General features: G+C 38.7%; 11 protein-coding genes. 4 read left to right on the forward strand and 7 right to left on the reverse strand.

Annotated features, from left to right (window positions below):
• Positions 1–180: 180 nt before the first annotated feature.
• The 4 genes from RMB06_RS05080 to RMB06_RS05095 all read right to left on the reverse strand — a co-directional run bounded on the left by RMB06_RS05080 (position 181) and on the right by RMB06_RS05095 (position 5,063).
• Positions 181–1,623 carry a deoxyribodipyrimidine photo-lyase gene (locus tag RMB06_RS05080; RefSeq protein WP_311078640.1) on the reverse strand — a complete coding sequence of 481 codons (1,443 nt, stop codon included), beginning with the start codon at positions 1,621–1,623 and terminating at the stop codon, positions 181–183.
• Positions 1,624–1,741: 118 nt separating this feature from the next.
• On the reverse strand, positions 1,742–2,224 hold the full coding sequence (locus RMB06_RS05085; RefSeq protein WP_002118581.1) for a peptidylprolyl isomerase: 483 nt from the start codon (positions 2,222–2,224) through the stop codon (positions 1,742–1,744).
• A 135-nt stretch (positions 2,225–2,359) separates the two neighbouring features.
• The gene (locus RMB06_RS05090) at positions 2,360–3,646 is read right to left on the reverse strand and encodes an NAD(P)/FAD-dependent oxidoreductase (protein WP_311078643.1); all 1,287 of its coding nucleotides are present in this window, start codon (positions 3,644–3,646) and stop codon (positions 2,360–2,362) included.
• 97 nt (positions 3,647–3,743) lie between these two features.
• Entirely contained in the window at positions 3,744–5,063 is a 1,320-nt protein-coding gene (locus RMB06_RS05095) for a D-alanyl-D-alanine carboxypeptidase PBP6B (RefSeq protein WP_057070291.1), read from the reverse strand.
• A 171-nt stretch (positions 5,064–5,234) separates the two neighbouring features.
• Here RMB06_RS05095 and RMB06_RS05100 point away from each other — a divergent pair, with 171 nt between their 5' ends.
• Positions 5,235–6,938 carry a PDZ domain-containing protein gene (locus tag RMB06_RS05100; protein ID WP_311078645.1) on the forward strand — a complete coding sequence of 568 codons (1,704 nt, stop codon included), beginning with the start codon at positions 5,235–5,237 and terminating at the stop codon, positions 6,936–6,938.
• 400 nt (positions 6,939–7,338) lie between these two features.
• Positions 7,339–9,576, forward strand: coding sequence for an NADP-dependent isocitrate dehydrogenase (locus RMB06_RS05105; RefSeq protein WP_002118624.1), 2,238 nt, complete (start codon positions 7,339–7,341; stop codon positions 9,574–9,576).
• Positions 9,577–9,691: 115 nt separating this feature from the next.
• On the opposite strand, the gene RMB06_RS05110 is transcribed toward RMB06_RS05105, so the two are convergent.
• The gene (locus RMB06_RS05110; protein WP_005067912.1) at positions 9,692–10,480 is read right to left on the reverse strand and encodes an rRNA large subunit pseudouridine synthase E; all 789 of its coding nucleotides are present in this window, start codon (positions 10,478–10,480) and stop codon (positions 9,692–9,694) included.
• 196 nt (positions 10,481–10,676) lie between these two features.
• Here RMB06_RS05110 and icd point away from each other — a divergent pair, with 196 nt between their 5' ends.
• Entirely contained in the window at positions 10,677–11,933 is a 1,257-nt protein-coding gene (gene icd, locus RMB06_RS05115) for an NADP-dependent isocitrate dehydrogenase (RefSeq protein WP_005067916.1), read from the forward strand.
• 35 nt (positions 11,934–11,968) lie between these two features.
• On the opposite strand, the gene RMB06_RS05120 is transcribed toward icd, so the two are convergent.
• Entirely contained in the window at positions 11,969–12,094 is a 126-nt protein-coding gene (locus tag RMB06_RS05120) for a hypothetical protein (RefSeq protein ID WP_075383506.1), read from the reverse strand.
• Positions 12,091–13,269 (reverse strand): YbfB/YjiJ family MFS transporter, encoded by a 1,179-nt coding sequence (locus RMB06_RS05125; protein ID WP_202732138.1) that lies wholly within the window; start codon positions 13,267–13,269, stop codon positions 12,091–12,093. Before RMB06_RS05125 ends, RMB06_RS05120 begins: the two co-directional genes overlap by 4 nt.
• Positions 13,270–13,365: 96 nt before the next feature.
• Here RMB06_RS05125 and RMB06_RS05130 point away from each other — a divergent pair, with 96 nt between their 5' ends.
• On the forward strand, positions 13,366–14,247 hold the full coding sequence (locus RMB06_RS05130) for a LysR family transcriptional regulator (RefSeq protein WP_002118709.1): 882 nt from the start codon (positions 13,366–13,368) through the stop codon (positions 14,245–14,247).
• Positions 14,248–14,273 lie beyond the last annotated feature (26 nt).

A 14,273-nucleotide genomic window follows, 5' to 3' on the forward strand; every position in this document is an offset into this window, starting at 1 on the left:
CCTTCTTGTAATGTTAATTTTTTTATACTTTTATTACTAAACGTGAGACATTGCGAAGTTATTGTTGTTTATGGCCTTTTTAAGTAACTATTATGTTTATTTGTAGATCAATGTCACTATTTAGTCAAATATTGTTCTTATTTTTTAATTAAAAATAAACAGATAAGACGTAACTCTTATCTAAATACTCTTGAAAGTTTCAATTGCTTTAAGGCGGGTTTCCTTTAAATCAACTATTGGTTTTGGATAATTTAACTGAATATTCGTTGTAGTCGAGTAGGGCTCATGAATAGCTTTATTGTCTAGATGAGCTAATTCATCTACCCATTGACGAATATAATCTCCATTTGGATCAAATTTCTTTGATTGAGCAATAGGGTTAAAAATTCTAAAGTAAGGTACAGCATCAGTTCCAGTAGAAGCACACCATTGCCAACCCCCATTATTTGCTGCTAAATCCCCATCGATTAAATGCTCCATAAACCATTGTTCACCTACTCGCCAATCGATGAGCAAGTTTTTACATAAAAACATGGCTGTAATCATGCGTACACGATTATGCATCCAGCCAGTTTTTAAAAGTTGACGCATTCCAGCATCAATAATTGGTATACCTGTCTGGCCCGTTTGCCATGCGGTTAGGTGCTCTGGATTGTGACTCCACTTAATTTTCTGAGTGTCTTTTTTAAACGGAATATGTTTTGAAACATGGGGGAAATCAAATAAAATATGTTGATAAAATTCTCGCCAAATGAGTTCATCTAACCAAGTCTGCTGGCCTTCATTTGTCAAATGAAAGTTGCCATGTTCAGCCCTAAAAAGAGCTTGCAGGCACTGGCGGATAGACAAAATCCCAATGTTTAAGTAGGGGGAAAGTTGGCTAGTTCCTCTTACATTGGGAAAGTCACGTTCTAATTTATAATCAGATAAACGATCTTTAATAAATATGTCGAGCTGCTCTAGAGCAAAATTTTCTCCAGCTGGCCATAAGCCTTGTTGCTCTTTAGAAACAGAAGGATCAAAAAAAGCTTCAATATCTTCTAGAGTTAAGCTGTTTATTTTTGAAAAAGACGCTGGATAGCTACTTTGCTTTTCAGGAATTGGATAGCATTGAGGTAAACCACTGATATCCAATTTTGAATAACATGCTTTTTTGAATGCACCGAAAACCTGATAGGGCTGCTGTGACTGATTGCGAATAGAGCATAAAGGAAAAATCGTACGGTCATGGAATAAAAAGAGCTCTTTACCTTGTTGATTTAAAAAATCTTGTACAGTTTTATCTCTTTTTAGTTCATTAACGCCGATCTCTATATTTGAATAGACATTTTCAATATTAAGTTGAGTGCTAAGTTCACCAATATAATCAGCGATATCTTTCCAGTAAGGAATGACTTGGATAATAAGTGGAATGTTAAGCTGTTCTAATTCTTTTTTGAGCTGTTGAAGCTGACGTAAATAGAAATTAATTTTTATAGGTGCGTCGTGGTGTGTTTGCCATTGTTCAGGCGATAAAATAATTAACCCAATACAAGGCCCTTGTTGAGAGGCATGCCATAAAGCAGCATGGTCTCGAACTCTCAAATCTTGACGAAACCAAATTAGCTGATTTACGTTTGACATGAAAATTGGCCCTTATAGAGTGAGGTGAGTTAAAGAATTATTATCAAAATATTATATAAAAATAAATACATAAAAAAAGCAAAGCCGAAGCTTTGCTCTTATCATCTTTAAAGATGAATTAGTGGTGATGACCACCAGCACCGTGTACGTGACCGTGATCTAATTCTTCTTGAGAAGCATCACGGATTTCTACGATTTCAACTTCAAAAGTTAAATCTTGACCAGCAAGTGGGAAGTTAGCATCAACAACAACGTTGTCGCCTTCAACCGCTTTAACAGTAACGATCTGTACGCCGTCATCTGTTTGAGCTTGGAATTGCATACCAGGTTGAATGTTCTCAACACCTTGGAACATTTGAGCTGGAACTTCTTGTACTAGGTCTGGGTTGTATTCGCCATAACCTTCAGCAGCTGGAACGTTAACAGTGAATTTTTCACCAACAGTTTTACCTGTTAATGCATTTTCTAAACCAGGAATGATATTGCCTGCACCGTGCAAATAGGCAAGTGGTTCACCTTGAGATTGATCAAGTGTTTCACCCTCAGCGTTTGTTAATTTGTAGTGGAATGAAACCACGTGGTTATTTGCAATAGCAGTCATGTTTTTGATCCATTCAATCAATTGAAGCGTACATCATAAAGTGAAAAATAAATTTTGTAGACTACAAAATCTTAATCTTTGGCACTTTTTCTGATGCGTTTTTATATAAATAGGGACGAACTTAAAAAATTCAACTTAATACAGCTTAATTTTTGGACGTACACGTCTTGTAAGTAAATCTTTCATTGTGAGTAGTCCAGCCTGAGTATATCCGTGAATCGTTGCTTGATGTAAACGATATAAAGAGACATACATTGTTTTCGCAATATAGCCTTGTACGCTGACATCACCAAGTAATTCTCCAACGGCTTTATGACGACTTAAAGACACGAGAGAACCTTTGTCGTTAAATGTAAACATCGGCTGTGATCGGCCATTTAGTCGAGCAGCCATAGCATCGACTAAGAAGCTGGCCTGTTGGCTTGCAACTTGAGCACGTGGACCAAGTGGAGGATGTCTTGCATCAAGTTGACAATGAGCACAGTCACCAAACGCAAATACATTTGGATCAGAATAGGTTTGCAAGGTTGCATAGACCATCAGGCGGTTAATATTATCGCGTTTAAAATCGGTAAAACTTTCTAATATCTTCGGTGCTTTTACGCCTGCGGCCCAAACGGTAATATCACTTTTGAGTTGGTTGCCATTGCTAAAGTAGATGCAATGTTCATCAATTTTTTCAACGCGGTGTTGAGTTAAAATTTCAACACCCATTTTTTTGAGTTGTCCAGCACTGTGTTCAGCAGTTTTATCGCTTAGAGCAGGTAAAATACGCTCAGAAGCTTCAATTAGTGTAATTTTGACTTGGTTTGGATGAATCTTCTTTAAACCATATCGATAAAAGTTTTTAGTTGTTTCAATTAACTCAGCTGCCAGCTCCACACCTGTTGCTCCCGCACCAACAATTCCAATATTTAGAGTTCGTTGATTGGGTTGATTTTGAGCTTCAATATAAAGATGTAATAAATCTTGCTGGAAAATATCGGCTTGCTTTCTGCTATCAAGGAAATGGCAGTTTTCACGCACACCTGCTGTATTAAAGTCATTTGATACAGAACCAAGCGCTAAAATAAGTGTGTCATAACTTAGTTCTTGCGAATGATTCTGTTGATCCTTAGACACTTGAGGGGGCATTAATTCAATTAATTTTTTATCTTTATTAACCCCAACTAATGTTCCAAGCACAAATTCGTAATGATGTTTTTCTGAGTGCGCAAAATAGTTAGTTTGTTCTTCGTGGGGATTTAAAGAACCAGCAGCAATTTCGTGAAGCAATGGTTTCCAAATATGGGTAAGGTTTTGGTCAACCAATGTAATCTTTGCTTTACGATTTTTCCCAAAAGTTTCACCGAGTTGTGTGGCCAGTTCTAAGCCGCCAGCACCACCACCAACAATTACAATATGATGTAAATTTTGGGTCATTTTTTCACCTAATTATTTTTCTATAAAAAAAGATGGCTAAATTATGCCATCTTTTATTTATAAAATTTATTGTGCGTCTGTGCACAATTTGATGTTTTTAGTGCGAATCTACAGGGTAGAGTTTTGCAGCACTATGTTCACTTGATGAAAAAATAGAGAAGAGGCTAGAAAACCACATTGCGATTTTTTGGAAAATATTGGCTTCTTCAATATGTACGTTATCTTCGATTTGAAGACTACGGATCAGTTGATTATTTTGATAAATCGATACTGTTGCCAAACTTACGACTTTCATTAATGGCGCAGTTAATTGTTTTTCATTGAGCTCAATGTTTACATGTGTTTGAGTCGTTTCAAGTGGAGCAATCACCTTGAGCTGTTGGTTACTATCGAGTACTTGAACGCGTTGGGTTGCATTATCAAAAGTATTTAGGTCAATTGGTGCGGGGTCTGCATATAAAGATGTCGTTACAATTGTTGGTTGCTTTGTTTCAACCTTAAACATTTTTAAAGTCGACTTTACAACAGGTAGTTCAGCAATTAATTTCTGCTCAGGAATAATCACTTCATCACGTGTATAGGCGTAAGCAAGATTCATTAATTTATCCGCAATCTCAGCGCGTTTTACAGCACTCGGTGTACCTAAAACAATGACTAATAAACGTCTTTGAGTTAAGTCAGATGAGAATGAAGGACGTGAAGCTGTGAGTGCCAAGTTATAACCTGCTGCTTTGGTATATCCCGTTTTAAGGCCATCTACATATGGATCATATTTGAGCGCAAGGTTTGTCGCATGATGGAAGCGTTGGTTATAGCTAAAGCTTGGCATTTTTGAATAATGCAAATATTCAGGAGTTTGTTTAATTAACGCCTGACTTAATAGGCTAAGGTCGTGTGCTGTAGTGAAATGATCAGGCATCGTAATTCCGGCAGGATTACTAAAATGAGTATCTTTCATACCCAAAGCTTGAGCTTCCTGATTCATACGTTGCACGAAGTGAGGAACATCACCAGAGATTTTTTCAGCTAAAGTCACGGCTGCATCATTAGCAGACATTACGATTAAACCTGCCAATAACTGATCAATTGAAATCTGTTCACCAGCTTTAAGATACATTTGTGATTCATCCCATTGCACAACACTAACCACTGGAGTTGCAGTAATGATTTCTTCTTTTTTCAGTTTTCCAGCTTTAATCTCTTTTAGGGCAATGTATGCAACCATCATTTTGGTTAAAGATGCTGGTGCACGTTGAACATGGCTATTATGCTCAGCAATGATTTGACCCGATTGAGTATCTACAATAGTCCATGCAGCAGCTTCAACACTTTCAGGTGCAATATTGAGTAATGCAGCATTGGTTAGGGTAGTACAAAAAATACTAAAGAGGGTAAAAAGAGATAGAAAAAATTTCACGGATGACCTTAACTTTCACTGGCAAATACGGGACACAGATGCACAGCATGCTATGCCTTTTTTTCGTGGAAGGCTAGTGGGAATTGTTGCCAAAAAATACATCTACGCAAGACGATACAAAAAAGTGATAATCTAATGTGAAGCCGTTCTTATTTTTAAATTGAAGAATTTATGTTGCATTATCAAATTGAGTTCGATGATTACAAACAGCACCTCGTTCACGTGACAATTCGTTTTTTAGCCAACCCGAATCAGGAACTTTGGTTACCAACGTGGATTCCGGGTAGTTATCTAATTCGAGAGTTCTCAAAACATATTGAATCCGTTAAAGCTTATGATGAAGCTGGACGTCTACTGGACATTAAAAAAACGAGCAAGAATCGCTGGCGTTTATTTAATACAGACCACGAATTAATGACGATTGAATATGATGTATATGCATATGATTTGTCTGTCCGTGGTGCGTATGTAGACCAGACTCGTCTATATATTAATCCTGCGTGTGTATGTTTGGCTTTAGAGGGGCAGGAGCAGTCCGCTTGTGAAGTCGAAGTTTTCTTGCCAGATGAATTAAAGCATTTTCAGTTAGCAACAGGCTTAGCTTCAAAAAGCTTAGTTAAAGGTCGATTTACTTTAAAAGCAGATAATTATGATCAACTCATTGATAGTCCATTTGAATTGGCTGATCAAACACGCTTTAGTTTTGAGACGAACGGCATTGAACATGAGTTCGTAATTTCTGGCTCGCACAATACCAATATTGATCGCCTAAAAGCCGATATTGAAAAGATTTGTGCAGCTGAAATAAATATGTTCGGTTCGGCACCATTTAAAAACTATACCTTTATGACCATGGCAACAGGTAATAGTTATGGTGGATTAGAGCATTGCAATAGCACAAGCTTGATTACACCGCGTGATGATTTGCCAAAGTCGAATGAACCAACTGAACCTTCTAAAGATTATCAACGCTTTTTAGGCTTATGTAGTCATGAATATTTTCATTCATGGTTAGTCAAGTTTATCCGCCCAGAAAACTTTGCAAACTATAATTTGCATCAAGAAGGCTATACTTCTTTACTTTGGATATTTGAAGGCTTTACTTCATATTACGATGACCTGATTTTATTACGTAGTGGCGTAATTTCTCAGAAGTCTTATCTTGATTTACTCAAAGCACAAATTGACCGTTATTTGCAAAACCCAGGTCGTTTTGTTCAAACAGTTGCAGAGTCAAGTTTTGACGCGTGGATTAAATTTTATCGCCAAGATGAAAACTCGAATAATGCGGGCACTAGTTACTACAATAAAGGTTCGCTTGTAGCATTATGTCTAGATTTAGGTTTACGTCTACGGGGTTCTAGTCTTGATGCTTTAATGCGTCGGTTATATGAAAACACTCAAAATGGTATGCAAGTAAACGAAAGAACCATTTTTGATTTATGTAAAGAACTGACGGGTGATAGCTGGATTGAACAAATTAATCATTTGATTAATACCACTGATGAATTGCCACTTGATCAACTGTTCCCTGAGTTTGGCTTAAGTTATAGAGTTAAAACTGACAAATCTTTGCCACTTGGTTTGAAACTTGTTGATAAGCCTGAAGGTGTACTCGTGCAAAGTACTCGCCGTGATAGCGCAGCAGTTAAAGCAGGTATTTCTGCCAATGATGTAATTATTGCAATTGATGGTTTAAAAGCGACCACTAAACTTGTTGAGAAGTATGCAAAGCAGGGCGGTATTTATACCGTGTTTGCTTTCCGTCGCGATGAGTTACTATCTTTTGAGGTTGAGTGTGCTACATCTGATTTAACTGAAGTTGAACTTATTATTGAAGATCAGGCTAAAATTGAAAAATGGTTAAAAGCTTAAATAACAGTTAAATAGTTTATAAAAAACCGATGTTTTGTACATCGGTTTTTTATTTTTAAGTGCTACTAAAAGATGAAATCCGTTTTATCTTTGAGTTTGTTTTGAATGAAAAGTATAATAATTGTCAGAACTCTGAAAGATATCTCATGTAATTTAATCGTATTCAGTCCATAAAAAAGTAATGATGAATTATGTATTACTTAAAGTTGGGTATAGGAATATTATCAATAGATTTAAATTATGTATTATTTCGCTGCGAAATGTCGTTATCACTGGATATTTCGTTGACTGGAAGACAATGAGAGCCGATACTCTCAGGGTTTTATTTAAGCATATCGGTTCGTAGGCACTGGGCCACAAGCTCGGTCCTCAACACTCAATCAAACGGAAGGGGCTATATATGGCTGGTGAAAAGTCAACTATTATTTACACACTGACTGATGAGGCGCCATTATTGGCGACCTATTCGCTACTGCCGATCATTGAGACCTTTACCAAGCCAGCTGGCATCGAGATTATTAAAAGTGACATCTCTGTAGCTGCACGTGTGCTCGCAGAATTCGCTGATTACCTAAGTGAAGAGCAAAAGGTATCCGACAACCTTGCAGAGCTAGGTCGTCTTACACAAGATCCAGATACAAACATTATCAAACTCCCGAACATTAGTGCGTCTGTTGCGCAATTAACTGCATGTATTAAAGAGCTTCAATCAAAAGGTTACGCAATTCCTGATTATCCGGAAAATCCAACGACTGAAGAAGAAAAATCAATCAAAGCTCGTTATGGTAAGTGCCTTGGTTCAGCAGTAAACCCTGTCCTTCGTGAAGGTAACTCTGACCGCCGTGCTCCAGCAGCAGTTAAAAACTATGCGAAAAAACACCCTCATTCAATGAGCGAGTGGAAACAGTGGTCACAAACTCACGTTTCACATATGGAAGAAGGTGACTTCTACCATGGTGAAAAATCAATGACACTTGATCGCGCACGTAATGTGAAAATGGAACTTATCACGAATAGTGGTAAGAGCATTGTTCTTAAGCCAAAAGTTGCGCTTCAAGAAGGTGAAATCATTGATTCAATGTTCATGAGCAAGAAAGCACTTTGTGATTTCTATGAAAAAGAACTTGATGATTGTAAAGAAGCGGGAATTTTATTCTCTTTACACGTAAAAGCGACAATGATGAAAGTTTCACACCCGATCGTTTTCGGTCACTGTGTGAAAATTTACTATAAAGAAGCTTTTGAAAAGCACGGTAAGTTATTTGACGAATTAGGCATTAACGTTAATAACGGTATGGCTGGGTTGTACGAGAAAATCGAAACTCTTCCAACTTCGTTGCGTGAAGAAATCATTGAAGACTTGCATGCTTGTCAAGAACACCGTCCTGCACTTGCAATGGTTGACTCAGCAAAAGGCATCACAAACTTCCACTCACCAAACGACATCATCGTTGATGCTTCTATGCCAGCAATGATCCGTGCCGGTGGTAAAATGTGGGGTGCTGATGGTAAGCAGTATGATGCTAAAGCTGTTATGCCAGAATCAACATTTGCCCGTATTTACCAAGAAATGATCAACTTCTGTAAGTGGCATGGTAACTTCGATCCGAAGACTATGGGTACAGTACCAAACGTTGGTTTGATGGCTCAAAAAGCTGAAGAATACGGTTCTCACGATAAGACTTTTGAGATTTCAGAAGCTGGTATTGCAAACATTACCGATCTTGACACTGGTGAAGTGTTATTGACTCAAAATGTTGAAGAAGGCGATATCTGGCGTATGTGTCAGGTTAAAGATGCTCCGATTCGTGACTGGGTTAAACTTGCAGTAACTCGTGCACGTAACTCAGGCATGCCTGCAATCTTCTGGCTTGACCCGTACCGTCCACACGAAAATGAATTGATCAAGAAAGTACAAAAGTACTTAAAAGATCATGATACGACTGGTCTTGATATCCAAATCATGTCTCAAGTACGTGCAATGCGTTACACACTTGAGCGCGTAGTACGTGGCCTAGACACGATTTCTGTGACTGGTAACATCTTACGTGACTACTTAACTGACTTGTTCCCAATTATGGAACTTGGTACTTCTGCAAAAATGTTGTCTATCGTTCCGCTAATGGCGGGTGGTGGTATGTACGAAACTGGTGCAGGTGGTTCAGCGCCAAAACACGTACAACAACTTGTTGAAGAAAACCACTTACGTTGGGATTCACTTGGTGAGTTCCTTGCGCTTGCAGTATCTTTAGAAGAAATGGGCATTAAAGAAAATAATGCTCGTGCTAAGTTACTTGCGAAGACACTTGATGAAGCGACTGGTAAATTGCTTGACAATGACAAGTCTCCATCACGTCGTACTGGTGAAATCGATAACCGTGGCAGCCACTTCTACTTGTCACTTTACTGGGCTGAAGCGCTTGCTGCTCAGAACGAAGATGCTGAGTTGAAAGCTAAATTTGCTCCTCTTGCTAAAGCTTTAGCTGAAAATGAAGAGAAGATTGTTGCTGAACTTGCTCAAGTACAAGGTAAACCAGCGGACATCGGCGGTTACTACGCTATCGACCCAACTAAAGTAAATGCTGTAATGCGTCCAAGTGCTACATTTAATGCAGCTCTTGCAACAGTTGAGGCTTAATTACTAACTCGTTAGTAATTAGCTTAAGAGCCGGTGCATATGCACCGGTTTTTTATTGCCTAAAATAAAAGACATTAAAAAAGCCCACTGATGTGAGCTTTTAAAAGATTAAATCTTATCGACCATTGCGGCCACGACCACGTGGTGCTTTGGTATTTGGACGAGTTGTACCATTGGTCTTACGACGTGGTTTCTCGCTTTCATCCATTTGCCAAATACGTTTTGTCCCAGACTTTTTAGCAGAACCATCTTTGTTCTTGCGAACCATTGGTTTGCCACCCGTACCGCCTGGCTTTTTCACGTATGAACGCGAGCGATAAGGCTGTTCAGCTGGCACATCTTTAAAGTCAGGGTAGAGTAATGGTTCAATTTCTTTTACATCACCCGGTCTTAAGCCAAGTTGAACTAAGTCAATTGAGCCAATTTTAGTACGAATGAGACGTAAAGTTGGAAAACCTACCGCAGAAGTCATACGACGAACTTGACGGTTACGGCCTTCGCAAATTGAAATCTCAATCCAAGAAGTTGGAATATTCGCACGGTAACGTACGGGTGGATTGCGTTCCCATAACCATTCAGGTTCACTGACTTTAATGGCTTTGGCAGGAAGCGTCATACCATCATTCAGTTCTACACCTTTACGAAGTTGCTCAAGCGCCTCTTCGGTTACATCGCCATCAACTTGAACTAAATACGTTTTGTATTTTTTATTTGCAGGGTTGGTAATGAACTGATTCAGACCACCATGATCGGTTAAAAAAACTAAACCCTCAGAGTCCATATCAAGACGGCCTGCCAAGCGCAAAGTCGGGTCATCAACAAAGTCAGAGACGGTCATGTGCGCTTCGTCTTTACGAAACTGGGAGAGAACGTCATAAGGCTTGTTGAGAATCACAATTTTCATAAAAAATGGCTTCTTCTTTCAAATAACTAGTGAAAACATTGAGCTATATTTAAGTGCGAAATTTGCTTATTTCCCACATAAATCTCAAAAAGAATTAAATTCGATTAAGCTATTATGCGTTAATAAAAGTTGAAAGTATTGTTTATCGATAATTATTTTTAGTTAATTAAGTATTATAAAAGGGAGAATCTACACAATGGGTTATCAGAAGATCGTGGTTCCTGCCGACGGCGACAAAATCAAAGTAAATGCAGACCTGTCACTGAACGTACCAAATCATCCAATTATTCCTTTCATTGAAGGCGACGGTATTGGTGTGGATATTACACCAACAATGAAAGCAGTCGTAGATGCTGCGATTTTAAAAGCTTACGGTGGCAAACGCTCAATCGAATGGATGGAAGTGTATTGCGGCGAAAAAGCCAATAAAATTTATGGCAACTATATGCCAGAAGAAACTTTTGAAGCACTTCGCGAGTTTGTTGTATCAATCAAAGGTCCTTTAACCACACCAGTAGGTGGAGGCATTCGTTCACTCAACGTTGCTTTGCGCCAAGAATTAGATCTATATGTTTGCGTACGACCAGTACGCTGGTTTGAAGGCGTTCCTTCACCCGTTCAACACCCCGAATTAACTGACATGGTGATTTTCCGTGAGAACTCGGAAGATATCTATGCAGGTATTGAATGGAAAGCTGATTCTGAAGAGGCCAAAAAAGTCATTAAGTTCCTTCAAGAAGAAATGGGTGTCACAAAAATCCGTTTCCCTGAAGGATGTGGTATTGGAATTAAACCTGTTTCAAAAGAAGGAACACAGCGTTTAGTCCGTAAAGCCATTCAGTTTGCAATCGAAAATGATAAGCCTTCTGTGACGCTGGTTCACAAGGGTAATATCATGAAATACACCGAAGGCGCATTTAAAGAATGGGGCTATGAATTGGCTCTTGATCGTTTCGGTGGAGAGCTAATTGATGGTGGCCCATGGGTTAAAATTAAAAACCCTAGAACTGGTAAAGACATCATTATCAAAGATGTCATTGCAGACGCGTTTTTACAACAGATCCTCATGCGTCCAGCCGATTACTCTGTGATTGCCACGCTAAATTTAAACGGTGATTATATTTCTGATGCTTTGGCAGCAGAGGTTGGCGGCATTGGTATTGCACCAGGTGCAAATATTGGTGGTGCTATTGCAGTGTATGAAGCAACTCATGGTACTGCACCTAAATATGCGGGACAGGATAAAGTAAACCCTGGTTCTATTATTCTTTCTGCGGAAATGATGCTGCGTGATATGGGGTGGACAGAGGCTGCTGATCTGATCATTAAAGGAATTTCTGGAGCAATTGCAGCCAAAACCGTAACTTACGATTTTGAACGACTAATGCCGGGAGCAACCTTGTTACGTTGTTCTGAGTTTGGTGATGCGATTATCAAACATATGGGAGAGTAATCTTCTATTAGAAAGCCCTCGGTTGAGGGCTTTTTTTATTGCATAAATTCGGGATGTTTCGGAGTTTTAATAAAACCAGTTTTCTTTTGATAACTCTGGTCTAGGGCTTGAATAATAAGAACGAAAGCAACTAGAAATAACGGAAAGAGCAGAGTTTTCATGATTTGGTTTCTCCGAGAGTTGAGGTGAAAGAAGGGCGTAGGGGAATTAAAAGGCAAACCGCAAAGAGAAGAACGGTTCCACCTAAAAGAAAGAGATGTGCATAAGACCAATGCAAATGATGCAAAGTGCTAATGACAACACCACCCAAAAGTTGAGTGCTGGCAAACCCAATAGTGGCAAGGCTCCAAAGCATTTGATAACGTTGCTCATAAATCTGTAGCAGGCTATAAGAACTAATAAATACGGTTGCGGGAGTCAGTAAGCCTGTCAGAAACGAAGACAAAGCTAGTAAAGATGCGGTATGTGAAAGGAACGGCAAAACAACGGCTAAGCAGTAAATGGTATATAACCATTTAATAGCCTGTAGATATCCGATTAGTCTGCTTAAGCAATAAGCAATAAGTGCACCAATGCAGCTTCCCGCTCCATAGAGAACCCAGAATAAATTTCTTTGCTGTAGGGGAAAATGCAGAGTTCCAGATAAATAATCCATCCAAAACAAAGAATGTGGAATATAGGCAAAGGCACTACACATATAGGCAATAATAATGACAAGGCCTAAATGTGATTTTTGTGAGGCTTGAAGAGCGCTAGATTGCGGTTTAATAATCTGGGCAGTATTACGACTTAATAATCGATAAAGAGTTAAGCTTCCTAATAGCGAAAGACCTGCAAAAATATTCCAAACATAATGAACAGGCATATTTTGAAGTAGGGGAATAATAATGGTGGCGGATAACACCCCCACACCAATTCCGCTAAATCCTAAAAAGTTAACTTTTAATCTTTGCGTGGTGGAAATGTATTTCATCGCAAAGCTAGGTGCCAAAATCATTAGTAAGCCGCCAGCAATACCTGAAATCGTACGACAAAAAATGAACCACACCAAAGGCATATCCATGAATGAACAGCCTAGTAGGCTGAGGCTACCAGCTATAGCCGATAAGACAATCATGGGTGGGATGTACTTTTCCTTAATACTCAATAGGGCGAATAAAGCACCAATGAGATATCCCAATAAATTTGCGCTGCCCAAGAAACTGGCAAAATCATGGGTCCAATGGTATTGCTCGATGATGATGGGCATAAGCGCAGTATAGGAAAATCTAAAAATACCAATTCCCAAACAAGTTGCCAAAAAGACAATTAAGCTCATTCGATAAAACGTAGACATGAGAGGATGCTCAATTTTTTTATTATTAAAAGCAAGTTTTTAAATCTTTAAAAATGATTTAATATGATGGTAATTATCTTATTTTGAGATAGTGATATGTTGCTTAAGTCTCTAGAGTTTTTTTTAGCTGTTGCAGAGAGTGGAAGTTTTTCCTTGGCTGCACAAAAAATGTATACGGTTCAATCGAATATCACGAGCCATGTGAAAAAGCTTGAAGAAGAGTTAGGGGTTATTTTATTCAATCGTAATAACCCAGTGACCTTAACGAATGCCGGACAACAGCTGCATAGTTATGCTGTTCAAATGATTGCTCTACATAATAAAGCGAAAAAAATCTTTCAAGAGGGTGATATTGACCCGAACGAAACCATTCGTTTGGGCAGTATGGAAACGACAGCAGCAATACGTCTACCTCAATTACTCAATCAATGTATGCAGCAATATCCGAATTTGCCGATCGAGCTGCAAACTCACCCGACACGATATTTGTTAAGTGCTGTGCAGCAAGGAGAGGTTGATTGTGCTTTTGTTGCTTCTAAATATTTAATTCCAGAGTTGTATAGTTTACCTGTTTGGCAAGAACAATTGGTTTTGGTTTGTCCGAAACAGCAAACTCACTTTCCAGATGTTGCCAAGCTTGCAAAGACCCGATTTATTGCGTTTCGACAAGGTTGTTCTTATCGTCATGCAATCGAGTTATTTTTAAATGATCACAGTGTTCCGCCTTCACAAATTATGGAAATGGGCAGTCTGGACGGGATTGTAAGCTGTGTGGAATTAGGCGTTGGTTTTGCTTTATTGCCAAAGTCATATCTAAACAAAGTAGTCGAGAAAGTGTCATTAAGTTGTTTTGAACTTAATACTGAATCCGCTCATTTTACTACCTACTTAGTTGCCCAGTCGCCTGAAACATGGGGAACCAATTTAAAGCAGTTTATTCATTTTATTGAGCAACAATTTGAATTAAAGGTTGCTTAGGTTGTGATTGATTTTCATACGTAAAT

It is taken from the genome of Acinetobacter sp. V104_13 (assembly GCF_031798995.1).
Classification (GTDB): Bacteria; Pseudomonadota; Gammaproteobacteria; order Pseudomonadales; family Moraxellaceae; genus Acinetobacter; species Acinetobacter pittii.